The sequence below is a fragment of the Lawsonibacter sp. LCP25S3_E2 genome, from assembly GCF_052117285.1.
In the GTDB taxonomy this organism is placed as follows: Bacteria; Bacillota; Clostridia; order Oscillospirales; family Oscillospiraceae; genus Lawsonibacter.
The window spans coordinates 17,229-39,457 of record NZ_JBQKJL010000015.1 but is presented as its reverse complement, the minus strand read 5'-3'; the positions used below and the strand labels follow the sequence as shown (position 1 = coordinate 39,457).

The window sequence follows — 22,229 nt, the reverse complement described above, 5'->3', positions numbered from 1 at the left end:
AGGCTTCCGAACCATACGGTTCGGAAGCCTTCGTTTTTCTTCACTGATTCATTTCTTTCCTTCACCGGTCCATTGGATCGGCGATTTTTTTACCGTTTTGCCGTTTTCATTTGTTCAAAGGCGACAAAAAGGAAGAAATCGCTTTGTTATTTTAAGAGAAGTTTTTTTGACCCTGTCGGAATCTGAAGTTTTTTGATGGTGGCCGATTACAATGACGTTGTAATGAGGGCCGCAGGAATCGCGGCCGATCCCTGGGCAGAAACTGGCGCACTGCCCAGGCCAATTCGTGGAGAAAGAAGGAGAGATCCCAATGTTAGAAATTACACTCAACATGTATCAGACCGCAGCCATCGCTATGCTGCTGTTTGTGGTGGGCCGCTTCCTCACCAACCGTGTGGAATTTTTGAGAAAATGCTGCATCCCCGCCCCGGTGGTGGGCGGCCTGATCTTTGCCATCGCCCACCTGGCCCTGCGCGTGGCGGGTGTGGTACAGTTTACCTTTGATTCCAATGTGAAGGACTTCTTCATGACCCTGTTCTTCACCAGCGTGGGCTACACCGCCTGCTTCCGTCTGCTGAAAAAGGGCGGCAAAAAGGTGGTTACCTTCCTCCTTGTGGCCATTGTCATGGTATTTCTCCAAAACATCGTCAGCTCCGTTCTGGCCGGAGTCTTTGATTGGGACCTGCGCCTGGGCCTGTGCACCGGCTCCATTCCCATGGTGGGCGGCCACGGCACCGCCGGATCCTATGGTCCCATGATGGAAAAGGATCTGCAAATTGCCTCTGCCAACGCCATCGCGGTGGCCGCCGCCACCTACGGTCTGGTGGCCGGCTCCCTCATGGGCGGCCCCACCGCCCGGAGCATCATCAACCGCTTCGGTCTGAAGTCCAATGAAAGCACCGAAGAACTGATGGAAATGGCCGATGAGTCCGCCGAGGACAAGGCCAAGGCCGAGCGTGTGGACACCGAGTCCTTCACCAACGCCGCGATCCTGCTTATCGTGGCCTCTGGTTTGGGCACCCTGCTCACCATGGCGCTGAACAACATCCATATCCAGATCGGCAACTTTGAGTTCACCTTCACCTTCCCCACCTACATCGGCGCCATGCTCATCGCCGCTGTCATCCGCAACTTCTGCGATGCCCGTCACATTGTCCTGCCCGCAAAGGCTTTGGACCTGTGGGGCAACGTATCCCTGTCCATCTTCCTGGCCATCGCCCTTATGTCCGTGGCTTTGTGGGATCTGGCCAAGGTAGCCGGCCCCATGATCGCCATGCTCCTGGCCCAGACCGTCCTCATGTTCTTCTTTGCCCGTTTCGTGGTGTTCACCATTATGGGCCGGGATTACGAGGCCGCTGTTATGACCGCCGCCTTCTGCGGCTTCGGCATGGGCGCCACGCCCAACGCCATGGCCAACATGCAGGCCGTCACCAAGCAGTATGGACCCGCTCCCCAGGCCTACTTCATCGTCCCCCTGGTGGGCTCCCTGTTCATCGACTTCTTCAACGGCCTGATCATCACCGGCTTTTTGAACATCCTGCCCATCTTTGGCTGATCCGTACCACAAACAAAGCCCGCCCCAATCCGGGGCGGGCCATTTGTTTTTATTGTACCTTCTCCTGTTCCAACCGCTTTGCCATCTTTTTTCGCTTGGCGGCCATGTAGCGGTCCTCTTCACTGAAAATGCAGCCGCAGTACTTCTGCATATAAAATCCGTGCTCTCGGGCAAAGGCCTGCCCGTCCTGAAAGAGGGGCCTGAAATCCCGGTAGAGAAACGCCACCCCATACTTCTCCCCCATCTCCCGTGCCACAGCGGCAATGGCCTCGTGGCGCTGGTAGGGAGAAATGAGCAGGGAGGTAGTAAAGCTGTCATAGCCGTTTTCCGCGGCAAACCGGGCTGTCTCCTCCATGCGCACCCGGTAACAGTAGGCACACCGGCCGTCGATATCTCCGGCCACGGCGGTAATAAAGGAGCGCAGGTCATAGCAGCCGCCGATGATCAGCTTCATGCCGATCTCCTTGGCGTAATCCTCCAGGGTGCGCTTGCGGGCCTGATACTCGGTATAGGGGTGGATGTTGGGATTAAACCAGAAGCCTGTCACCTGCATCCCCTCCTCCCGCAGCTGGGCGATGGGACGGTTGGCACAGGGGGCGCAGCAGATATGCATGAGGGTATTCATGTCTCTTCCTCCAGGTCCAGAATATCAGTCTCCCGCTTTTTCTGCAGGGCATAGGCCAGGGTCTGGGCAGTGCCTCCCTTTGGCTCTCCGTTGTAGAGGGCGATGATGCGGGCGGAGCGGTCCACCATATAGCGGTTTCGCCGCATCATGCAGAAGCGGTCGTAATGGTGCTGCACCAGGGTCTCATAGTCGCACTGGTCCAAAATGGCCCAGTACTGCCGCTTTTCCTCCCCCGTCCAGCTGTCTGCCTGGTTCTCACAGGGGCGTACCCCCTCCAGGGTAACGTCCGGACGTTGTTCCCGCAGCTTCAGCACCGCCTGGGCAAAGTAGAGGTCGCCGCCCTTGGCCATGCCGCACATAAAGTGACGAAATCCCGCCGCATAGGCCCGCTCCAGGGCCTGGGCAATCTGTTCCTTGGCCCTGATGCACCGCGGGTCATCCTCACGATTGCCCCAGGGTAGCTTATCCGGCCGGTGCCCGGTAAAGCAGCAGGTTGTCTCACGCTCCATGGCCGTTTCCTCCTTCCTTGCCCGTTTGCTCCATCCATTACAGGACGATCAAATCCTTGGGCGAACGGGTAATGTCCTCACAGCCGTTTTCCGTGAGAATCAGCACGTCCTCAATGCGCACGCCAAAGCGGCCGGGCAGATAGACCCCCGGTTCCGCGGAGATCACCGCTCCCACAGGCAGAAGCCCCTGCTCGCTGGGAGCCGCGTTGGGGGACTCATGGATATCAATTCCTAAGGAATGGCCGAAGCTGTGGGTGAAGTAATCCCCATAGCCCGCCTCCCGAAGGCAGCGGCGTGCGGCCTCATCCACCTCCCAGCCGGCCACCCCGCCCCGTGCGGCGTTGATGCCTGCCTTTTGGGCACTGAGCACAGCGGCGTAGACCTCCTCCATCTCCTGGGTGGGCTGACCCAGAGCCACCGTGCGGGTCATATCGGAGCAGTAGCCCTGAACCTTGCAGCCAAAGTCCATGGTAATGAACATCCCCGTGTCCACCACCTGGTCTCCGGGCACCGCATGGGGGCGGGACCCGTTGGGGCCGGCGGCCACAATGGGATCAAAGGACACCTGCTCTCCTCCGCGGCGCATAAGCTCATAGACCAGCCGGGCGGCAATCTCCCGCTCAGTGAGGCCGGGGCGGATAAAGTTCAGGATGGCCTTAAAGGCCTCATCGGTGATCTCCTGGGCCCGGCGCATAATGGCCTGCTCCTCCAGATCCTTGGACGCTCTTAGCTCATCCAACAGGGTCTGGGCCGGGGTAAGGATACAGGGCAGCTCCTGGGCGTAGCGCCGGTGGGCATCCACCGTCATCTCTCCGCTCTCAAAGCCCACGTTGTGAAGGCCTTTTTCCTCCAGATAGGCTCTGGCCTGGGCCAGGTGTCCGTTTCCACTGGTAGTCTGGGATACCTGGGCGCCGGTAATCTGCTCCTGGGCGGCCTCAATATAGCGCCCATCGGTGGTATAGTGGGCCCCATCCCGGCAAACCAGGAGCAGCCCCTCTCCATGAAAGCCCAGGGCATAGCGCTCTCCGGAAGGGCTGGTAATGAGCATGGCGTCCAGTCCATACTCGGGGAGCTTAGACGCAATTTTTGCAATATGGTTCATGTTGAACTCTCCTTACACCAGATAACTCTGGTAAATTCTCTGCATCTCCAGGGCATCCTCCGCCTGGGTACCTGCGCTTTCGCAGATAAAGGTGGGGCTCCAGCCCCGGCGGGCCACCTCTTTCGCCAGGGGCGCCCACTGGGGGCCATAGCCGTCGTCATGGGCAAAGGTGCGGTGGCACTTTTCTCCCCCATTGGGGGTGAACTGGATGTGGGAAAAGTGGCTGTGGAATTGGGCCGCCCGCTCCGCTCCCAGCACTTCTTCCAGGCGGCTGAGCATCCGGTCAAAAGCCTCCGGTCCGTCGTCGGCCCCCAGGGAACGGGCATACAGATGCCCGAAGTCAATGCAGGGGACCAGCCGCTCATCCAGGGTACACAGCTCCAGCACCTCGTCCAGATCTCCCAGCTGGTTGATTTTCCCCATCGTCTCCGGGCACAGGGTGATGTGGCCAAAGCCCCCCTCGTCGCAGGCAGCCATCACCGCCCGCAGGCTTTTGCGGGCAATCTCCAGCGCTTCCCGCCGGGTACGCTTCATCAAAGCGCCGGAATGGATGATGACACGCCCCGCCCCCATCTGGTCCGCTGCCAGGCAGGCGGCGGTGATGTAGCCGATGGTCTTTTGCAGCGACTCCGGGTCAGGGTTTGCCAGGTTAATAAAATAGGGTGCGTGGAGGGAGAGGGTGATTCCCGCCTCCTGTGCCCGCTGTCCCAGCTTTCGGGCCGTCTCCGCTCCCACATGGACTCCCTTTCCACACTGATATTCATAGCAGGAAAGGCCAAGGCCCGCAATCCAGCCTGGGGCGTCCAGGGAGGACTTATACCGTTTGGAAAAGCTGTCCGAATTGCCCGCCGGACCGAACTTTGCACTCACAGAAAACTCCTCCTCTTGCCCAGCAGACGGAAAGGAGTTTCCACGGCATAGCGGATGTACCGTCCAGGGTTGCCCGCCAGACGGATGGGCTCCACCAGCAGCGGGGTGACCCCCGCGTTGTTGGCGCCCAGGGTGTCGGTGAAGATCTGGTCCCCCACCATCACCGTCTCCTCCGGCTTACAGCCCATGCGCTCCATGGCCCGGAGATAACCTCCCCGCTTGGGCTTGCCCGAGTGGCCCTGGTAGGGAATGCCCAGCTGCTCGGCAAAGCGCTGGGCCCGGCCGGGCTTTCGGCTGTTGGAAAGCAGGAAAAGCTGGATTCCGTGCTCCTCCAGCTTTTCCTTCCAGGCCCGCACCTGCTGAGGCACCTGGGTCACCTTATAGGGCACCAGAGTATTGTCCAGGTCGGCCAGCACCAGCCGGATGCCCCGCCGGGCCAGGGCTTCGGGGTCGATCTGGGTCACCGAGGGATAAACCCCCTGGGGTATGGGTGAAAAGGACACGAAGGCATCCTCCTTTGTTCTAAAACTAGCCCGCGGCACATAGGGTAAAGCACACGCAGGTCAAATTTGCGCTTGACAGTATATCACACCTGCCTAGTTTGGACAAGGGGGCATCTCTTATGCCGCAGCCACCACAGGACACCTTTATCGTCACGCTGACCCCCCGGCAGCTGCCCGCGCTTCAGCCCTGGCGGGCCACACCCGCCCTGCTGGCCTACCGTCTGGGGCCTGGGGGACGTCTGCTCCGGGCCGACAACGCCCTGCTGCCCCGTGGAAGTCTGATGGTCCTCAGCGACCGGGGGTTTGACGGTCTGGGGCAGACCGCCCCTCTCTGCCAGGAGATTGTACGGGAATGCCAAGCCAGGGGCTTTGTAGGAGCCATTCTGGACTTTGAATCCCGCCTGCCACCCCTGGCCCAAATCGTGGGACAGTTGGATGAGCCCTTTGCCCGGCGGGACTGGATGCTGATCGTGCCCGAGGCTTACGCCCAGAGTGCCCCCCACGGGAAGGTTATGATCCCCTCGGCCCTGTCCGGCGGCTCGCTGCAGCTGCGTTTGGAGGAGGCCGTGGAACAATTCGGCCGGGAACGGACGGCTCTGGCTCTGGAAAAGGCGGCGGAGGACTTCTATCTTCCCTCCCCCACCGGTTCCGGGCAGCCGCTCTCTCAGGAGCAGCTGGAACAGCTGAAGGAGCGCCTGTCCCCTTCCATCTTTTTTTCCGGGGACCTGTGCGCCCGGTACTTTACCTACATGAGCCGGGACAACGGCGCCCACTTTGTCCTCTTTGACGACGAGGATACTCTGCGCCGGAAGGTGGAGGTGGCCCATCGGGCGGGCATCCACATCTTCTTGGCTCCCTGGGCGGAGATCTCCTCCTGTGCCGCCCACATCGGTGTTCGCCGCTATCCCTCTGCGTCCCGAAACCTTCAGGACATCAAAAAACCGGGCAGCCGTTAAGGCCGCCCGGTTTTGCTTTGCAGAAAAATGCTCAGAACTTGTCGTAAATGGCACGGATGAGCACAATGGCCTCCTCCACGGTGGTGTTTACCTTGGGGGAGATGCCGCCGTCCTTGCCTGCCATCAGGCCGTTGTTGGTAAGCAGGGCCATGGACTCCACCGCCCAGCTGTCCACGCTGGCCGCGTCCTTGAACTGGCTGTCAATGACCGTGCTGGTGTTGGCAAGGGTACTGGTTCCGTTGGCCGCATCCACATACTGGATGGCCTTGTTCAGCATGACGCTGATCTCCTGGCGGGTGATGGGGGTGTTGGGGGCAAAGATCCCATCCCCCTTGCCGCTGGTCACTCCGGCGGCCACAGCCTTCAGCGCCATGATGTCATCCGTGTCGGTAAAATTGTCCGGCGCGGCAACAATTATCTCCCCGGTGGCCTTTTCGATCAGATTGACGGCCAGCTCGGCAAACTGCAGACGGGTGATCTGGTCCTGGTAGATCCCCTGAGTACGCTCCGTGATGAGGCCCTTGCTCTGGGCATCCACAATGAGCGCTTCGGCCCAGCTGGAGGGAGTCTGTACCACAGGCTTGGTGCTGCCCGGCACGGTAAGGGTATAGGTACCGCTCTGCTGCTTGAACTGATTGCCGGAGGCCACCACATAGATCTTGTGCTCCCCAGCACTGAGGGCTGCGGTGTTCAGGTTATAGTAATAGGGGGCCTGGGACACCGTGGCGGCCAGCTTGCCGTCCACATAGTACTGCACGGTGGCGTTCTTCACCCCAGGGAAGCTGACATAAGAGGCCAGCTTCAGCGTACCGGTGTCACTAAGTTCGGTCTGGCTCAGTTCCTCCCAACCCACGGCAGAAGTCTGTCCCTGGGCCAGGTAGGCTCCATTGTTGTCAATGGCACTGCGGTAGACAGAGGAGATCGCGGAGTTGCCGTTGAGGGAATAGTCATACCGGCTGCTGTCCAGATCCACATCAAAGTAGAAAACTGCCTTCACTTGGGGATAGACCATATTGACATAGGAATAGAATTTGGTCAGCTGGTCCACTGCATAGGCCGTCTGATCCGCGCCGTAATTCCGGTAGCCAAAGCCGCACTCGCTGATCATCACGGGCTTATTGTGGGATTTGGCCAGATCCACAATGGGCTTGATAATGACCATAGGATCATAGTCATACACACCGGTGCCATAGTAGGGGTTGCTGGCCGGGGTGCCGGAGAGGCTGTAGCTCATGGGGTTGCCGTACACATCCAAATAATTGGTGTTCTGGTAAGTGGACATGCCCACCCAGTCCACATACTGGTCGCCGGGATAGAACTGGTCGATGGTCACATTCCGGTTGCTGATATCCCCAGGAGAGAATACCATCTGAATGTTGGAGTAGGGCGCCGCGGCATCCGCCACCTTACGGAAGGCCTGGATGTAGGTGGTAGGATCACAGTCGCTCCAGTTGTTCATCTCCGCACCAACCCGCAGGAGGATGGTAGCGTCCAGTTGGGCCATGGCGCGCACGCCCTCCTGAATATAGCTATCCGCGGACAGGACTGCCTGGCAGCCGGCGGTTCCTTCCGGGTGGAAGTTCCACGCCAGCTCGATAACGCCTCCGTTGGCTGCGTCATAGAAGTTTTCGGAGGTATTCATGTAGTAGTCAATCCAATACTCCACCGAATAACCGTCATTGAAATCAATGTACATAAGGGCAGCGGACTCTCCAGGCTGGTCATGGCCCAGAGCAGTACCATACCAGGTGCCGTTCTTGGGGCCATAGGCATAGGGGGAGGGGTCCGTGTCACTCTGGGCATAGATCTTGGGACTTTGGGCCGCTTTCAGATACGCCATCCGGGCATTGCCGTCCAGCAGAGTATCCTTATACCCGTGTCCGTTGGCGTTGAGCCATTTGGCCATGGTAAGCTGCCGCTCCAGCCAGGTAATGGCTCCGGCAATGTCTCCGGTCACCTCACAGGCCCAGGAGGCCTTGGCACATTTGACCTCCAGGTTGCCGCACACATCGTAGCTCATGCCCAGGGGGATCAGCTCATCATAGATCTTCTGGGCCAGGGAGACGATGGCCTTGGCATCGGTCCCCGCGGAGACTGTGGCCCACTGGTCATGCAGGGGCCAGTAGGAAGAGGGATAGGTAAACGCCGAAGCATTGATACACATCCCCGCCACCAGCACAGCCGCCATGGCCGACGAAAGCAAACGACGCAGAACTCTTTTCATTTCAAAACAACCTCCCATTCAATGTTTGCCGCGTCAAAAAAGCATGAAACTATTGTACTTTTCTTTCACACTTTTTGCAATATCCCCAAAGTGTAGTTCCCACTTTTTGTACAACTTTTTCTATCTGTACCCCGATTATGAACTTTTCGTGAAAAGTCTGGACAGACCCGCCCCCTTGGATTATGATATAGGCTGTAAAAATGTTGAGATACTGCATGTATTTTGTCTATTCTCTGAAAATAGGCAGCATATGGAGGTTATTTTTCAATGCCCCATTCCTTTTTCGGCGGAGTATTTCCCGCCACTCGAAAAGAAAGTACGCGGCGAAAGCCCCTTAATTCTCTCTCCGTTTCCCCGGAAGAGCTTGTCATCCCCCTGCTCATGTGCGCCGACGGCCCCTCCCTTCCTCTGGTGCGCCCCGGCGACCGGGTGCTGCGGGGCCAGCCCGTGGCCCAGTGGGAGGAGACCGGCGGCGCTGCCGCCCATTCCGGCATCTCCGGCCGGGTAACTGCACTGGAGGACCGCCCCCATCCCTGGGGCGGCAGCTCCCCCGCCATCATCATCCGGAATGACGGCCAGGACACTCCCTGGGACGGGCGGCCGGAACCCCTTCCCCTGCGGGAGGCCAACCTGACCTCCCTGATGGAGCGGGTGCAGGGGGCCGGTATCGTGGGCATGGGAGGCGCCGCCTATCCCGCCTGGAAAAAGCTGGACCAGGCCGCCGGACGGGTGGACACGCTCATCATCAACGCCGCGGAGTGTGAGCCCTATGTCACCGCCGACCACCGGCTTTTGTTGGAGCGGGCCAAATACATTATTCAAGGGGGCGAGCTGCTCGCCCGGTGTCTGGGTGCCTCCCATGTGGTCCTGGTCACAGAGGGGGATAAGCTCAACGCGGTGGAGTCTCTGGAGCGGCGCCTGCGGCGCAACAAGCTGGTGCGCCTTTGTACCGTCCGCACCCGGTATCCTCTGGGCGCGGAAAAGCAGATCGTACAGACGGTGACCGGCCGGGAAGTTCCCCCCGGCGGCTCTCCCTTGGACGTGAAATGTGTGGTCTTTAATGTGGCTACAGTCTACGCCATACAGGATGCCTTTTTCCGCGGCCATCCGCTCACGCACCGCGCCGTCACTGTCACCGGCGGAGCAGTGACCCGCCCCAGAAACTTGTGGGTCCCCATCGGGACCCCTTGGCGCGTCCTGCTGGAAGCCTGCGGCGGACTGCGGGAAGAGGCGGAGCTGATGGTCACCGGCGGCCCCATGATGGGCGTGGCGCTTCCCTCGCTGGACGCCCCGGTGCTGAAAAGCACCAACAGCTTAGTCTGTCTCACCTCCCCGGAGCGCAAGTCGGAGGGTGCCGGCAGCGTGTGCATCCGGTGCGGAAAATGTGTGGACCGCTGCCCCATGCATCTGGCCCCCACCTTTATCCGCCAGGCCCTAAAGGCCAATGACCTGGCCGCCCTGGCTAAGCTTCACCCCGAGGACTGCAACGCCTGCGGCTGTTGTTCCTTCATCTGTCCCGCTCAGATTCCTCTGGTGGAGACGGTCACCCTGGCAAAAAATACCCTGCGGGAAGGAGGCACAGCTCAATGAACACTTCCTTTCCCCCCGCCTACCTCTCTCCGCAGCTGAGGCAGAGCGCCACCACCACCGCTATGATGCTGGATCTGATGGTGGCCCTGGTTCCAACCCTGGGGATGTCTGTTTTTCTCTTTGGCCCGCGGGTACTGGCCCTGTGTGCCATTTCGGTGGCAGCCTGCGTCTTTTCCGAGTGGCTCTACCGCCGTCTGACCCATCAGAGCAATACCCTTCGGGACCTCTCCGCCTGTGTCACAGGTCTTTTGCTGGCGCTCAGCCTGCCGGTGACCTCCCCCTACTGGGTACCGGTGCTGGGCGGCGCCTTCGGCATTATTGTGGTCAAGCAGTTTTACGGCGGCCTGGGCAAGAACTTTATGAATCCCGCCCTGGCCGGACGGATGCTGTGCGCCACGCTCCCCATCCTTATGACCACCTGGGCCCAGCCCCTTCACTGGGTCTCTATGGTAAACCCGGATGCTGTCTCCGCCGCCACCCCCCTGGCTTCCCTTCACGACGGAGGTCTTCCCGCTGAGACCCTGCCGCAGCTGTTTTTAGGGCAGCAGGGCGGATGTATGGGCGAGGTATCCTCCGCCATGCTTCTGCTGGGATTTGTCTACCTGCTTTTGCGCCGGGTCATCTCTGCCCGCATCCCCCTGGCCTATCTGGGAACGGTCGTACTGGTCTCCCTGCTGTTTTATCCTTCGGGCATGAACCCCCTGGTTTGGACGGCCTACCAGCTTCTCAGCGGCGGGCTCATCATGGGGGCCATCTTCTTTGCCACCGATCCCACCACCTCTCCGGTCACACCCCGCGGCCAGGTGATCTTTGGGGTGGGCTGCGGCCTTCTCACCATGCTGCTGCGCTACCACGGTTCCTACCCGGAAGGGGTCGGCTGGGCCATTTTGACCATGAACTGTTTGGTATGGCTGATGGACCGGATGGGTATGCCCCGCCGGTTTGGCATCGGCCGCTTTACCGTCACCAAAAACTGGGTGATGGAAATTCAAAGCAGCCTGGCTGAAATAAAATTTGTCAAGCCTGAGATGAAGTTCAATTTCTTCGGGCTGAAAGAGGGGAAAATGCCCGGCGAGGCCTACCTGGACCCCCTGCGGACCCACATCAAGGCTCTTGCCCCCGTCGCCCTTCTGTTTGCCGTCACCTGTGTGGCGATTTCCAGCATTCACACCATCACCGACCTGGATACCGCACGGGCAGAAGCGCGGGAACAGCGGGAGCTGCTCTCCCAGGTCATGCCCCAGGCAGAAACCAGCTCAGAAACACCCTACCGGGCCAACGGCGCATTGTCCATCCTGGCCGGATACTCCAGCGAAGGGGAACTCATCGGCTACTGTGTGGAGGTCCAGAACCAGGGCTTTGGCGGCATCATCACCATGGTGGTGGGCGTGGACCTGGACGGCAAGGTTACCGGTGTAGCCGTCACCAGCCACTCGGAGACCAATCCCGTGGGCACTAAGGCCATGACGGAAGAAGCGCTCAGCCGTTACATTGGCCGCTCGGGAACCCTGCGGACCTCCGGGGCCAACTCTGTGGATGTGGTCACCGGCGCCACCGCCACCTCCAAAGCCATTACCGCCGGCGTCAACCGTGCGCTGGCCATTGTGGCAAATCTCGATACGGAAGGAGAGGTCGAATATGTGGACAGCGATGTATAAGTCTTGCCTTCTGCCTCTCCGGAAAGGAGGTGGGGCACTATGACCACCGCGCTGGAACTGGCCGGGGTAGCTCTGGCCGCTCTTCTCTCTGAAAACATGGTCCTCGTCACCTGCACTGGTATCGGAACCCACCGTCCCTCCTTTCAGGACCCCAAGCAGGCCCTGCGCACAGGGTTTTGCCTGACCTTAGTCATGGTGTTGGGCGCTTTGTGCGCCTGGCTTCTGGATTATCTGGTCCTGGGACGTTTTGCCCTGCAGCACTTTCGTCTTTTGGCCTTCGCACTGCTGATTCCGGGACTGGTGGCTGCCCTGCGGCGCTTTTTCCGCACCTGTGTGCCGGAACTGTCCCGGCGGGTGGACGAGAATCTCTCCTCCATCTCCACCAACTGTGCCGCTCTGGGCTCTGCCCTCATCATTACCCAGCGCAGCTATGGCCTGTTCTCCTCCCTGCTCTTCGCCTTCTTCGGCGGAATCGGCGTCTGCCTGGCTCTGGCCAGCTTCGCCAGCCTTCAGACTGAGGTGGATCTGGAGCGCTGCCCCCGCCCGTTTCGTGGAATCCCCATCCAACTGATTACCGCTGGGCTGATGGCGATGGCGCTGTTTGGTTTTTACGGACTTCATCTGGATTAAAAAAAGCCTGTGGAAATGTTATTTCCACAGGCTTTTTGCTCTTACTTTGCGCTCAGCTTAAAGGAAGCGCACTCGGTTCCCTCGCACTTGGTGGGGGCGCTGCCGCAGCAGCCCACCTTGATAGACTGCAGAGAACAGCAGTTCTGAGGGGCGTTGTGATAAGCGCAGGTATCCACGGTACACTGGATGCTGGTATTACAGGACTTGTTATTCATACAAAACCCTCCTTCCTTGGGTTGGCCTTAGTATGAACCAGAAAATGCCCGACTATACCAGATCCACCGGTGAATTTTGAAAATTTTACCGCTTCTCCCCATCCTCAGGGACAGAATTCTCCCGGTCCTCCGGGAGCACATCCACCACCTTGGGAATAAAACGGCTGGCAAATCTGCCTTTTCCGCGGTTTTTCACGTAGAAATAGCCAATAAAGGAAAAGACCACCGCCCCCACAAAGTTCACCAGGAGGTCTTTCATGGTGTCTAAAATCCCAATGTCCAGATAACCGCCCAGTCCCAGGGAAATTTCCTCCCCCGCCGCGGTCACCACCACCACATCGGTAATATCCCGGATCGCCACCGGCGTATTCCCGCCCGTGGGGTCCAGCATCACGGTGGAAATGGTGTTTACAATGGCATCCTTCTGCATGTCCAGCAGAAACAGTTGGTCCATTCCGCACTCAAAAAACTCCCACAGCACGCCGATGGTCATGGAAAAGCAGAAGGCCACCAACGCCATGTAGGTGGGGGAAAGGGTAAGGGAGAATTTTTCGTTGCGGTTGAGCATATCCACCAGCGCAAAGCCGATGGCCGCACAGAGAAAGCCGTTGATGGTGTGCAGAATGGTGTCCCAGCCATAGAAAGTAGTATAGAAGGAGCGGATCTCCCCTAAAATTTCCGCTGCAAAGATAAACAGCATGATAATAATTTCCAGGGTATTTGGGAGATCTACCATCAGCGCCCGCTCCACCATAGTGGGCAGCAGCAGCAGGATCAGGGTCAAAAGGCAAAGGAATACGCTCTCATAATCCCGGTTGAAAAACTGGGCCACCATGGTAGCAATGACCAGAAAGCGCAGGAGAATATACACCGCCGCCACCGTTCGTTTCCGACGCAGCGCCGAATCTGCTACGATAAAAACTTGTCTCAATTTCCCTCTCTTTTTCTCCATTTTCTCATTTCCTCCTGCCGTCTCATGGTAGAAAGTAGTATAATCGGTCCCTACCGGAAAGTCAAGGATAGGGCCCGGAAGGCATAGACTGGTTGGGAGGTGATTGACATGGATCTGCGCAACCGGACCATTACCGTGGGGGAACTGCTGGACAATCCCAAATCCAGAGCAGTATTTCAGCGCCGCTTTGGAAAGTTTATGAAGCACCCCATGGTGGGGGCGGCCCGCAGCTTGACTCTGTCCCAGCTGGCAGAGATGGCGGCGGTCTATCTGCCTCAGAAAACCATTCAGGATACCCTGCGTGAGCTGGAACAGCTCTGATCGACCATTCGCAGACAAAACAAAGTTCCTTTTTCTCCCGGATAATGGGTTGCCATACCGGAGATTTTGGGCTAAAATAAAATAACATAGTATCCTGTCATTGCTGGAGGGACGACCATGGACATCAAAATCAAGCGACGCCATGGCGTCTCTTTTTTCGCCTGTGACCACCCCGCCTGGGCGGGGGCGGCCCACGGCTTTTCCACCCGTCTTGGCGGAATTTCCCCCGCCCCCTGGGACAGCCTCAATCTGGGGGCCAACCGGGGCGATACGCGGGACAATGTCCGGGAAAATTTCCGCCGCTTCTGTGCCGCGGTGGGGACGGACCCCGCCGCACTGGTCAAAAACCACCAGATCCACAGCAATCTGGTACGCCCGGTCACCCATGCTGACCGGATGGACGACCCCGCTGATCCCGGCCTTTTTGAGGCCGATGGTCTTATCACCGACGAGCCGGGCCTGTGTCTGACTATTTTTTCCGGGGACTGTATCCCCATTTTGCTCTATGATCCCCGCCGCCGCTGCATCGCCGCCGCCCACGCAGGTTGGCGCGGCACTGCTGCGGGCATCGCCGCACGGGCCGCAGAAAAAATGGTGGAGGACTATGGCTGCCATCCCGCTGACATCCTCGCGGCCATCGGGCCGGGCATCGGCCCCTGCTGCTTTGAGACCCACATAGACGTCCCAGACGGCCTGCGCTCCGGACTGGGCACCCAGGCCGAGGACTTTATCCGCCCCTTGCCTGGGGGAGAAAAATACCAGGTGGATTTGAAGGGGGCCAACCAGCGGTGGCTGGAACAGGCCGGCCTTTTGCCGGAACACATCGCCCTGTGCTCTGCCTGTACCGCCTGTGACCTGGACACCTTCTGGTCCCACCGCATTCAGGGCCAGGTTCGGGGCAGTATGGCGGCCATGATTCAGCTTTTGTAACGAGGAACCCCTATGAAACGACTGTTATCACTTGTTTTCGCCACGCTGCTTCTGGGCCTGTCCGCCTGCGGCGCCCAGCCCGCTTCCAGCGCTTCCTCCTCTGCCCCCGTGCAATCCAGTCAGGAGGAAAATTCTGAGACCACCCCCTTCACCTTGCCGGTCTTTCCGGACTTCAGTCTTCACCCCACTCTGGGCTCCAACCGGGCCAATCTGACCCTCTCTTCTCTTCTCTACGAGGGGCTTTTTCTGGTGGATGAGACCTTTCAGGCTGTTCCGGTCCTGTGTGAGCGCTACTCCGCCAGCGAAGACAAGCTGGTGTGGACCTTTACCATCCGCTCCGGCCTCACCTTCTCCGACGGCACTCCTCTCACCGGCCAGTCCGTGGCCGATGCTCTGGAGCTGGCCCGGTCCGAACAGGGGCGCTACCGCACCCGCCTGGCCGATGTGAGCTCCATTGCCGCAGAGGAAAACACCCTGACCATTACCCTTTCCCGCCCCAACGGGAGTTTCCCCTGTCTGCTGGACATCCCCATTGCCAACGGCAGTGGAGAGCGGCCCTCCGGCACCGGACCCTATGTGCTTTCCAGCTCCGACGAAGGGCTGGTCCTCACCGCACGCCCCGGCTGGTGGCAGCATAAGGAGCTTCCCTTCGACGTGATCCCCCTATACAGCGTCAGTAAGAGCGATGAGCTTATCTACGCCTTTGACGCGGGCAACGTCTCCTTGCTGGATGTGGATCTGATGGCCACCAATGCCATGGGCTATGGAGGCAACTATCAGACCTGGGACTACGCCACCACCGATTTTATATATCTGGGTTTCAACACCGCCTCTGGAATATGCCGCAGCGCTCCGGTGCGTTTGGCGATCTCCGCGGCGATCGACCGTCAGGCCATTGCTCAGACCGTCTACGCCAGCCACGCCATCCCCTCTGCCCTCCCGGTCCATCCTGACAGCCCTCTGTATGCTCCGGATTCCGCCCAGCGTCTTAGCTATAACCCGGACACGCTGGCCGGGCAACTGGAAGAGCTGGGTCTTGCGGGCAAGGAATTGCGCCTGCTGGTCAACAACGAAAACGAGTCCAAGCTATCCGCCGCTCAGCTCATCGCCTATCAGCTGGGTTCCGCGGGGCTTACCGTCCAGGTGGAAGCGCTCCCCTATGAGGACTTTACTGCCGCCCTCGGTAAGGGCGACTTTGACCTCTATTTGGGAGAGACGGTGCTCACCGCCGACTTTGACCTCTCCCCTTTGCTGTCCTCTTCCGGCAGCCTCAATTATAGCCGCTGGAACAATGCCGACACCAACGGGCTTCTCTCCGCTATGCACTCCGCAAGCCAGGGAGAACCAAAGCGCCAGGCCGCCCAGGCCCTTTTCACCCACCTGGAGCAGCAGCTGCCCATCGCCCCCCTGCTCTTTAAAAATGGCTCTGTGCTCACCCATTGGGGACGGCTGACCCAGCTCAGCCCGATCCGAAACAATGTGTTCTACCAGTTGGAAAACTGGACCATCCAATAAAAAGAAAAAACGCCGCGCCAAATAGGGCCAGCTTCGGACCGGGGCGGCAAGGAGGAACCAAGATGAGTGTTTACCGCTGTTATTCCCAAAAAAAGCCCGGCTTTGATGTAGAGGCACAGGGCCTTTGCAAGGCCCTCCAGGAACAGCTGGGGGTCAAGGGGCTCAAGTCCGTAGCCATCCTCAACCGGTATGACGCAGACCAGATCGACCCCGCCGTCTACCAGCAGGCCAAGGGCATTGTCTTTTCCGAGCCGCAGGTGGACGTGATCTATGATGAAGATTTCCCCCAGCCCGCCCAGCCTTGCTCTATTCTGGCCGTAGAGGCCCTGCCCGGTCAGTTTGACCAGCGCGCCGACTCCTGCCAGCAGTGCATCCAGCTCATGGCCGGAGTGGACCGTCCCCTCATCGCCTATGCCAAGGTCTATGTGCTGGAGGGCACGCTCTCCCAGGAGGACTTGGACAAGATCCGCCACTATCTCATCAACCCTGTAGAGAGCCGCGAGGCCTCTATGGACAAGCCCGATACCCTGGTGCGCACCCATCCCGCTCCCGATCATGTGGCCACCATTGACGGATTCACTACCCTGGATGAGCAGGGATTGGGCAAGCTGTTGGATCAGCTGGGCCTGGCTATGGATCTGGACGATTTGAAGTTCCTCCAGGGCTATTTCCGGGACGAGGAAAAGCGTGACCCCACCATCACCGAGGTGCGGGTGGTAGATACCTACTGGTCCGACCACTGCCGCCACACTACCTTCTCCACCCACCTGGACGAGATCTCCATTGACGATCCGGAGATCCAGGCCGCCTACGAGCGGTACCTGGCCGCCCGTGTCGAGGTCTATGGAGAGGAAAAAGCTGCCCAGCGGCCCCGCACCCTGATGGACGTGGCCACCATCGGCACCAAGACCCTGAAAAAGCGCGGCCTGCTCCCCGAGCTGGATGAGAGCGAGGAAATCAACGCCTGCTCCATCCATGTCCCCGCCACAGTAGACGGCAAGGATCAGGATTGGCTGCTGATGTTCAAGAATGAGACCCATAACCACCCCACCGAGATCGAGCCTTTCGGCGGCGCGGCCACCTGCATTGGCGGCTGTATCCGCGACCCCCTCAGCGGCCGCGTCTATGTCCACCAGGCCATGCGCTTTACCGGCGGCGGCGATCCCCGTGTGCCCTTTGACCAGACCCTCCCCGGCAAGCTGCCCCAGCGGAAGCTGGCCACCACCGCCGCGGCGGGCTACTCCTCCTACGGCAACCAGATCGGCCTTTCCACCGGCCATGTGGCCGAGGTTTACCACGAGGGATACATCGCCAAACGTCTGGAGTGCGGCGCGGTGGTAGGCGCTGCCCCCGCCGACCATGTGCGCCGGGAAGTTCCCGCCCCTGGGGATGTGGTCATCCTGCTGGGCGGCCGCACCGGCCGGGACGGCATCGGCGGAGCCACCGGTTCCTCCAAGAGCCACAACCAGAAGTCTCTGACCACCATGGCCTCTGAGGTCCAGAAGGGCAACGCCCCCGAGGAACGCAAGATCCAGCGCCTGTTCCGCAACGGTGAGGTAACCCGCCTCATCAAGCGCTGCAACGACTTTGGTGCCGGCGGCGTATCCGTGGCCATCGGCGAGCTGGCCGACGGCCTGGAGATCGAGCTGGATGCCGTGCGCAAGAAATATGACGGCCTGGACGGCACCGAGCTTGCTATCTCCGAGAGCCAGGAGCGTATGGCCGTAGTGGTAGCCGCCGAGGATGCCGCCAAGTTTATCGCCGAGGCTGAGAAAGAGAATCTGGAAGCCTACCAGGTGGCTGTGGTCACCGAGAGCCCCCGGATGGTCATGCACTGGAAGGGTCAGAAAATCGCCGACCTCAGCCGCGCGTTCCTCAACACCAACGGCGCGGTAAAGCACGCCACCCTGTCTGTGGAAAAGAAGGACCGCTCTCCTCTGTCCAAGGCTCAGTTTACCAACCTGAAGGAGATGGCCTCCAGCCTGAAGTGCGCCTCCCGCCGGGGCCTTACCGAGCGCTTTGACGGCTCCATCGGCGCCTCCAGCGTCCTTATGCCCTTCGGTGGACAAACCCAGCGCACCCCCGCCCAGGCTATGGCCGCCCTCTTCCCCGTAGAGCCCAACCAGGAGACCGATCAGGCCAGCGTCATGGCCTGGGGCTGTGACCCTGACCAGCTGTCTGTCGACCCCTATTGGGGCGCCCACAGCGCCGTGATCACCTCCATGGCCAAGATCGTGGCCGCCGGCGCTGACTACCACAAGGCCTACCTCACCCTCCAGGAGTTCTTTGAGAAGCTTCGCAGCGAGCCCCAGCGCTGGGGCAAGCCCTTCTCCGCCCTGCTGGGCGCCTTGGATGCCCAGCTGGAGCTGGGTGCTGCCGCCATCGGCGGCAAGGACTCCATGTCCGGCTCTTTCCTGGACAAGGACGTGCCCCCCACCCTTATCTCCTTTGCCATCGCCCCCATCAAGGCCTCTGAGGTCCTCTCTCCCGAGTTTAAGAAGGCGGAGCACCCGGTTTATTGCTTCACCGCCGAAGACAGCAGCGCTGAGGGCCTGAAGGCCGCCTGGGAGGAGTTCCACGCTCTCTGCCAGGCCGGCAAGGTAAAAGCCGCCTGGGCCGTGGAAAACGGCCTTGCCGAGGCGGTAATGAAGATGTCCTTCGGCAACCGCATTGGCTTCCAGGCCGGTATGGAGAATGTGGACTGGTACACCGCCATGCCCGGCGCTGTTGTAGCTGAGCTCACCGAGGAAGTGAATCTGGCCCACGCCAAGCGCATCGGCGAGACCACCGCCGCCCCCTTTGTGGCCCTGCCCGGAGAGGCGGTATCCATTGAGGAGCTGCTCCAGCTCAACGACGGCGTTCTGGAGCAGGTCTATCCCACCAAGGCCGGCACCAGCGAGAAGGTGGAGCCCATCTCCTGGGATAAGCGGTCCATTGCCGTGTGCAAGCACAAGGTGGCCCGTCCCAAGGCGGTCATCCCCGTCTTCCCCGGCACCAACTGCGAGTATGACACCGCCAAGGCCTGTATCCGGGCAGGCATCGATCCCGAGATCGTGGTCATCCGCAACCTGACCACCGATTTTCTCACCCAGTCCGCTCAAGCCCTGGAGAAGGCCATCCGCTCCGCCCAGATGGTGGTCCTTCCCGGCGGCTTCTCCGGCGGCGACGAGCCTGAGGGTTCCGGCAAATTCATTGCCTCCTTCCTCCGCTCCCCCGCTCTCAGTGAGGCGATCATGGACCTGCTGAAACACCGGGACGGCCTGATGCTGGGCATCTGCAACGGCTTCCAGGCCCTGGTGAAGCTGGGGCTGGTGCCCTACGGCGAGATCCGGGATATGGATGACAGCTGTCCCACCCTCACCTATAACCTGATCGGCCGCCACCAGTCCAGCTACGTGACCACACGGGTGGCTTCGGTCCAGTCCCCCTGGATGATCAAGAGCCAGGTGGGCGACCTGCACACCATTCCCATCTCCCACGGGGAGGGCCGTTTCGTGGCTCCTGCCGCGGTCATTGCCGACCTCATTGCCCACGGCCAGGCAGCCACCCAGTATGTGGACCTGGAGGGCAATCCCACCATGGATATCGCCTTCAATCCCAACGGCTCCATGGAGGCCATCGAGGGCATCTTCTCCCCCGACGGCCGGGTCTTCGGCAAGATGGGCCATTTGGAGCGCAGGGGTGACTTTGTGGCCGTCAACATCTGGGGCAACAAACACCAGCCTCTCTTTGAGTCCGGCGCGGAGTACTTCAAATAAAGCCTCAGCGGGCCCGTCCCATGGGACGGGCCCGCTCTTTTGAAAACCGAAACAGAAAATTCACAATTTTTCCCCATGGGCATGCTATAATAAAATCAACTTTTCTGCAACTTATCGGGGAAAGGAGCGATCTTTATGAAAAAGATCCCTACATACAGCGGCACCCTCAGAAGCCATCAGCTGGATGTGCCTCAATGCATTTCCCAGTGCAGCGGGATCCGTATTTTCGGCCGGCGCATTAAGTCGCTGGTTTTTTCCACGGATGTAGCGATTATCAAAAACATTAACGCCGATGCCATCATCGCGGTCTATCCCTTCACCCCTCAGCCCGCCATCACACAGGCCATTATCAGCGTGGCAGACGTCCCTGTTTTTGCCGGGGTAGGCGGCGGCATGACCAACGGCTCCCGCTCTGTGCGTCTGGCGGAGTATGCCGAGCATCAGGGGGCCTATGGAGTGGTACTCAATGCCCCCATTACCGACGAAACCATTTCCGAGATCAAAAAAGTTGTAGACATCCCTGTGGTGGCCACCATTGTCTCTCCCAAGCAGGACGTGGCCAAGCGGATCGCAGCGGGGGCGGATATCCTCAATGTCTCCGGTGCCTCCCAGACGCCTCAGCTGGTGGCCATTATCCGTCAGCAGTTCCCCGACATCCCCATCATCGCCACCGGCGGTCCTACCGAGGAAAATATTCTCCACACCATCGCCGCCGGAGCCAACGCCATCACCTACACCCCCCCAACGCCTGGACAACTCTTCTCCGCCCGGATGCGGGATTACCGCAGCCACTTCTCTGATTGAGTCATTTTCTCTGCGGCTCCAGCGGTCTGAACCGCCGCTGGAGCCACGGTTTTCAGCCGCCAAAAAATAAAATGAAAATTTTTCATTTTTCTGTTGACAACTGCCTTAAAATCGGCTATACTAACACCTGCCCTGTTTGAGAGGCGCTACGGCGGCATAGCTCAGTTGGCTAGAGCACGCGGTTCATACCCGCGGTGTCACTGGTTCAAATCCAGTTGCCGCTACCAACAATGAACGGATTTTTTCCGATTCCATATAGACAAACGGCCCGGTGGTCAAGCGGTTAAGACTCCGCCCTTTCACGGCGGCAACACGGGTTCGAGTCCCGTCCGGGTCACCACCTTTTCTCAGCCGTTTATATGGAGGCATAGCTCAGCCGGTAGAGCGTCCGCCTCACACGCGGAAGGTCACAGATTCGAGTTCTGTTGTCTCCACCAAAACAAAAAGCAGTTGCTTATGCAACTGCTTTTTGTTTTGGGTTTCGCTCCCCGCGTTCGCTCCACCCTCCGTCGCTATCAATGCTCGGGGTCGGCAAAGCCGCCCCTGCGCAATTCTTCGCTTCGCTCCGAATTTACGGCGCACGCGCCGCCGGCCAGAAGGCCGGTATGAATCTCCTCCGGCGGTCAGCCGCCTCCAGCGGGTCAGGACCCAGCTCCGTGCTGGTCCTCCTAGCATACGAAGAGCCACACCAAAAGGTGCGGCTCTTTTGCTGTCTTTTCCGGTTGATGCGGTTTTCTCGTGTTATTTGATTGCAGCGTTGATCATCAACGCCACCTCCTGCCGCGTCGCTCCGCTTTGGGGGCGGCTGGCGTCGGTAATCCCGCGGGCTTTTGCCTGGACAAGCCCCTCCGCTGCCCAATCGCTGGGTGGGAGCTGGCTCTGCTCCTGCTGGTACCGCTCCATAAACCCTTTCCACTGCTCATAGGTCACCGTATCCACCTCCTTTAGACCGTAGACCTCCACCAACGCCTCCACAATTCCCTGGGCCAGCTGGTCGGCATAGGCCTGGGTCAAAATAATGGGAGTGTCGGTGGTGGAATCCATAAAACCAAACTCCCCCAGCACCGCAGGCATGGCAGAGGCGTTCAGCACGTACAAATTGCCTTCCGGTGTGGGGTTTGCCCGGTTCCCCTTCAGCCCGGTTTTGATTACCGTGTGCTGGTAGATCGCCTGCTGCACCGTTTTGGACTGCCGGTCTGCCCCAGGACAGACATAGACCACGATGCCTCCGCCGGAGCCGCCCTTGATTCCCGCATTATGGTGAATGGACAGATAGAGTTCCACTCCGGCTTTGTTTGCCTTCCGGACCCGCTCATAAAGGGTGACTTCCTCCTTGCCCGTCACATCATCCACCCGAATCGTCTCACAATCATAGGCCTGAAGCAGCGCCTGCACCCGGTCCGCTACTCTGCCATTGAGTACCCACTCCCTTGTCTCCTGGGGATCTATGCTTTTTAAGCACCGTTTTCCCGGCGTGCCCAAATAGTGTCCTGCGTCAATGCAGATCCGCAT

At 59.6% G+C, this 22,229-nt stretch carries 19 protein-coding genes and 3 tRNA genes; 13 read left to right on the top strand and 9 right to left on the bottom strand.

Annotated features, from left to right (window positions below):
• The first annotated feature begins 310 nt into the window (after nucleotides 1-310).
• On the top strand, nucleotides 311-1,555 hold the full coding sequence (gene gltS, locus ACTQ3R_RS12365; RefSeq protein ID WP_441779478.1) for a sodium/glutamate symporter: 1,245 nt from the start codon (nucleotides 311-313) through the stop codon (nucleotides 1,553-1,555).
• 49 nt (nucleotides 1,556-1,604) lie between these two features.
• Here gltS and ACTQ3R_RS12360 read toward each other — a convergent pair whose 3' ends face one another.
• The 5 genes from ACTQ3R_RS12360 to ACTQ3R_RS12340 are packed head-to-tail and all read right to left on the bottom strand — an operon-like array spanning nucleotide 1,605 to nucleotide 5,164.
• Nucleotides 1,605-2,180 carry an epoxyqueuosine reductase QueH gene (locus ACTQ3R_RS12360; RefSeq protein WP_441779477.1) on the bottom strand — a complete coding sequence of 192 codons (576 nt, stop codon included), beginning with the start codon at nucleotides 2,178-2,180 and terminating at the stop codon, nucleotides 1,605-1,607.
• Nucleotides 2,177-2,689 (bottom strand): SLOG family protein, encoded by a 513-nt coding sequence (locus tag ACTQ3R_RS12355; protein ID WP_441779476.1) that lies wholly within the window; start codon nucleotides 2,687-2,689, stop codon nucleotides 2,177-2,179. Before ACTQ3R_RS12355 ends, ACTQ3R_RS12360 begins: the two co-directional genes overlap by 4 nt.
• A 37-nt stretch (nucleotides 2,690-2,726) precedes the next feature.
• Nucleotides 2,727-3,791 carry a M24 family metallopeptidase gene (locus ACTQ3R_RS12350; RefSeq protein WP_441779475.1) on the bottom strand — a complete coding sequence of 355 codons (1,065 nt, stop codon included), beginning with the start codon at nucleotides 3,789-3,791 and terminating at the stop codon, nucleotides 2,727-2,729.
• A gap of 12 nt (nucleotides 3,792-3,803) precedes the next feature.
• A complete protein-coding gene (locus tag ACTQ3R_RS12345; RefSeq protein ID WP_441779474.1) occupies nucleotides 3,804-4,661 on the bottom strand; it encodes a TIM barrel protein in 858 nt (285 codons plus the stop codon).
• Complete coding sequence (locus tag ACTQ3R_RS12340) at nucleotides 4,658-5,164, bottom strand: YqeG family HAD IIIA-type phosphatase (RefSeq protein ID WP_441779473.1); 507 nt, start codon at nucleotides 5,162-5,164, stop codon at nucleotides 4,658-4,660. Before ACTQ3R_RS12340 ends, ACTQ3R_RS12345 begins: the two co-directional genes overlap by 4 nt.
• 119 nt (nucleotides 5,165-5,283) lie before the next feature.
• Here ACTQ3R_RS12340 and ACTQ3R_RS12335 point away from each other — a divergent pair, with 119 nt between their 5' ends.
• Nucleotides 5,284-6,120 carry a hypothetical protein gene (locus tag ACTQ3R_RS12335; RefSeq protein WP_441779472.1) on the top strand — a complete coding sequence of 279 codons (837 nt, stop codon included), beginning with the start codon at nucleotides 5,284-5,286 and terminating at the stop codon, nucleotides 6,118-6,120.
• A gap of 31 nt (nucleotides 6,121-6,151) precedes the next feature.
• On the opposite strand, the gene ACTQ3R_RS12330 is transcribed toward ACTQ3R_RS12335, so the two are convergent.
• Complete coding sequence (locus tag ACTQ3R_RS12330) at nucleotides 6,152-8,344, bottom strand: S-layer homology domain-containing protein (RefSeq protein WP_441779471.1); 2,193 nt, start codon at nucleotides 8,342-8,344, stop codon at nucleotides 6,152-6,154.
• A 267-nt stretch (nucleotides 8,345-8,611) separates the two neighbouring features.
• Here ACTQ3R_RS12330 and rsxC point away from each other — a divergent pair, with 267 nt between their 5' ends.
• The 3 genes from rsxC to ACTQ3R_RS12315 are packed head-to-tail and all read left to right on the top strand — an operon-like array spanning nucleotide 8,612 to nucleotide 12,222.
• Nucleotides 8,612-9,934 carry an electron transport complex subunit RsxC gene (gene rsxC, locus ACTQ3R_RS12325; RefSeq protein ID WP_441779470.1) on the top strand — a complete coding sequence of 441 codons (1,323 nt, stop codon included), beginning with the start codon at nucleotides 8,612-8,614 and terminating at the stop codon, nucleotides 9,932-9,934.
• On the top strand, nucleotides 9,931-11,592 hold the full coding sequence (locus ACTQ3R_RS12320) for an RnfABCDGE type electron transport complex subunit D (protein WP_441779469.1): 1,662 nt from the start codon (nucleotides 9,931-9,933) through the stop codon (nucleotides 11,590-11,592). Before rsxC ends, ACTQ3R_RS12320 begins: the two co-directional genes overlap by 4 nt.
• A gap of 39 nt (nucleotides 11,593-11,631) precedes the next feature.
• Nucleotides 11,632-12,222 carry an Rnf-Nqr domain containing protein gene (locus tag ACTQ3R_RS12315; protein WP_441779468.1) on the top strand — a complete coding sequence of 197 codons (591 nt, stop codon included), beginning with the start codon at nucleotides 11,632-11,634 and terminating at the stop codon, nucleotides 12,220-12,222.
• A gap of 41 nt (nucleotides 12,223-12,263) precedes the next feature.
• Here the strand turns inward: ACTQ3R_RS12315 and ACTQ3R_RS12310 are convergent, their stop codons facing one another.
• Both ACTQ3R_RS12310 and ACTQ3R_RS12305 read right to left on the bottom strand, forming a co-directional pair.
• A complete protein-coding gene (locus ACTQ3R_RS12310; RefSeq protein ID WP_441779467.1) occupies nucleotides 12,264-12,437 on the bottom strand; it encodes a DUF1540 domain-containing protein in 174 nt (57 codons plus the stop codon).
• 85 nt (nucleotides 12,438-12,522) lie between these two features.
• On the bottom strand, nucleotides 12,523-13,389 hold the full coding sequence (locus tag ACTQ3R_RS12305) for a hypothetical protein (RefSeq protein ID WP_441779466.1): 867 nt from the start codon (nucleotides 13,387-13,389) through the stop codon (nucleotides 12,523-12,525).
• A gap of 108 nt (nucleotides 13,390-13,497) precedes the next feature.
• Here ACTQ3R_RS12305 and ACTQ3R_RS12300 point away from each other — a divergent pair, with 108 nt between their 5' ends.
• The 8 genes from ACTQ3R_RS12300 (at nucleotide 13,498) to ACTQ3R_RS12265 (ending at nucleotide 21,154) form a co-directional block, all read left to right on the top strand.
• Nucleotides 13,498-13,710, top strand: a complete 213-nt coding sequence (locus ACTQ3R_RS12300) for a hypothetical protein (RefSeq protein WP_441779465.1) — start codon at nucleotides 13,498-13,500, stop codon at nucleotides 13,708-13,710.
• Between the two features lie 117 nt (nucleotides 13,711-13,827).
• The gene (gene pgeF / locus ACTQ3R_RS12295; RefSeq protein WP_441779464.1) at nucleotides 13,828-14,640 is read left to right on the top strand and encodes a peptidoglycan editing factor PgeF; all 813 of its coding nucleotides are present in this window, start codon (nucleotides 13,828-13,830) and stop codon (nucleotides 14,638-14,640) included.
• 12 nt (nucleotides 14,641-14,652) lie between these two features.
• Nucleotides 14,653-16,155 (top strand): ABC transporter substrate-binding protein, encoded by a 1,503-nt coding sequence (locus ACTQ3R_RS12290; RefSeq protein ID WP_441779463.1) that lies wholly within the window; start codon nucleotides 14,653-14,655, stop codon nucleotides 16,153-16,155.
• A 62-nt stretch (nucleotides 16,156-16,217) separates the two neighbouring features.
• The gene (locus ACTQ3R_RS12285; RefSeq protein WP_441779462.1) at nucleotides 16,218-19,913 is read left to right on the top strand and encodes a phosphoribosylformylglycinamidine synthase; all 3,696 of its coding nucleotides are present in this window, start codon (nucleotides 16,218-16,220) and stop codon (nucleotides 19,911-19,913) included.
• A 135-nt stretch (nucleotides 19,914-20,048) separates the two neighbouring features.
• Nucleotides 20,049-20,717, top strand: coding sequence for a hydrolase (locus ACTQ3R_RS12280; protein WP_441779461.1), 669 nt, complete (start codon nucleotides 20,049-20,051; stop codon nucleotides 20,715-20,717).
• A gap of 150 nt (nucleotides 20,718-20,867) precedes the next feature.
• Nucleotides 20,868-20,944: transfer RNA gene (locus ACTQ3R_RS12275), tRNA-Met, on the top strand.
• 38 nt (nucleotides 20,945-20,982) lie between these two features.
• Nucleotides 20,983-21,057: transfer RNA gene (locus ACTQ3R_RS12270), tRNA-Glu, on the top strand.
• Nucleotides 21,058-21,078: 21 nt separating this feature from the next.
• Nucleotides 21,079-21,154 (top strand) — tRNA-Val (locus ACTQ3R_RS12265).
• Between the two features lie 304 nt (nucleotides 21,155-21,458).
• Here the strand turns inward: ACTQ3R_RS12265 and ACTQ3R_RS12260 are convergent.
• On the bottom strand, nucleotides 21,459-22,229 hold the full coding sequence (locus tag ACTQ3R_RS12260) for an N-acetylmuramoyl-L-alanine amidase (RefSeq protein WP_441779460.1): 771 nt from the start codon (nucleotides 22,227-22,229) through the stop codon (nucleotides 21,459-21,461).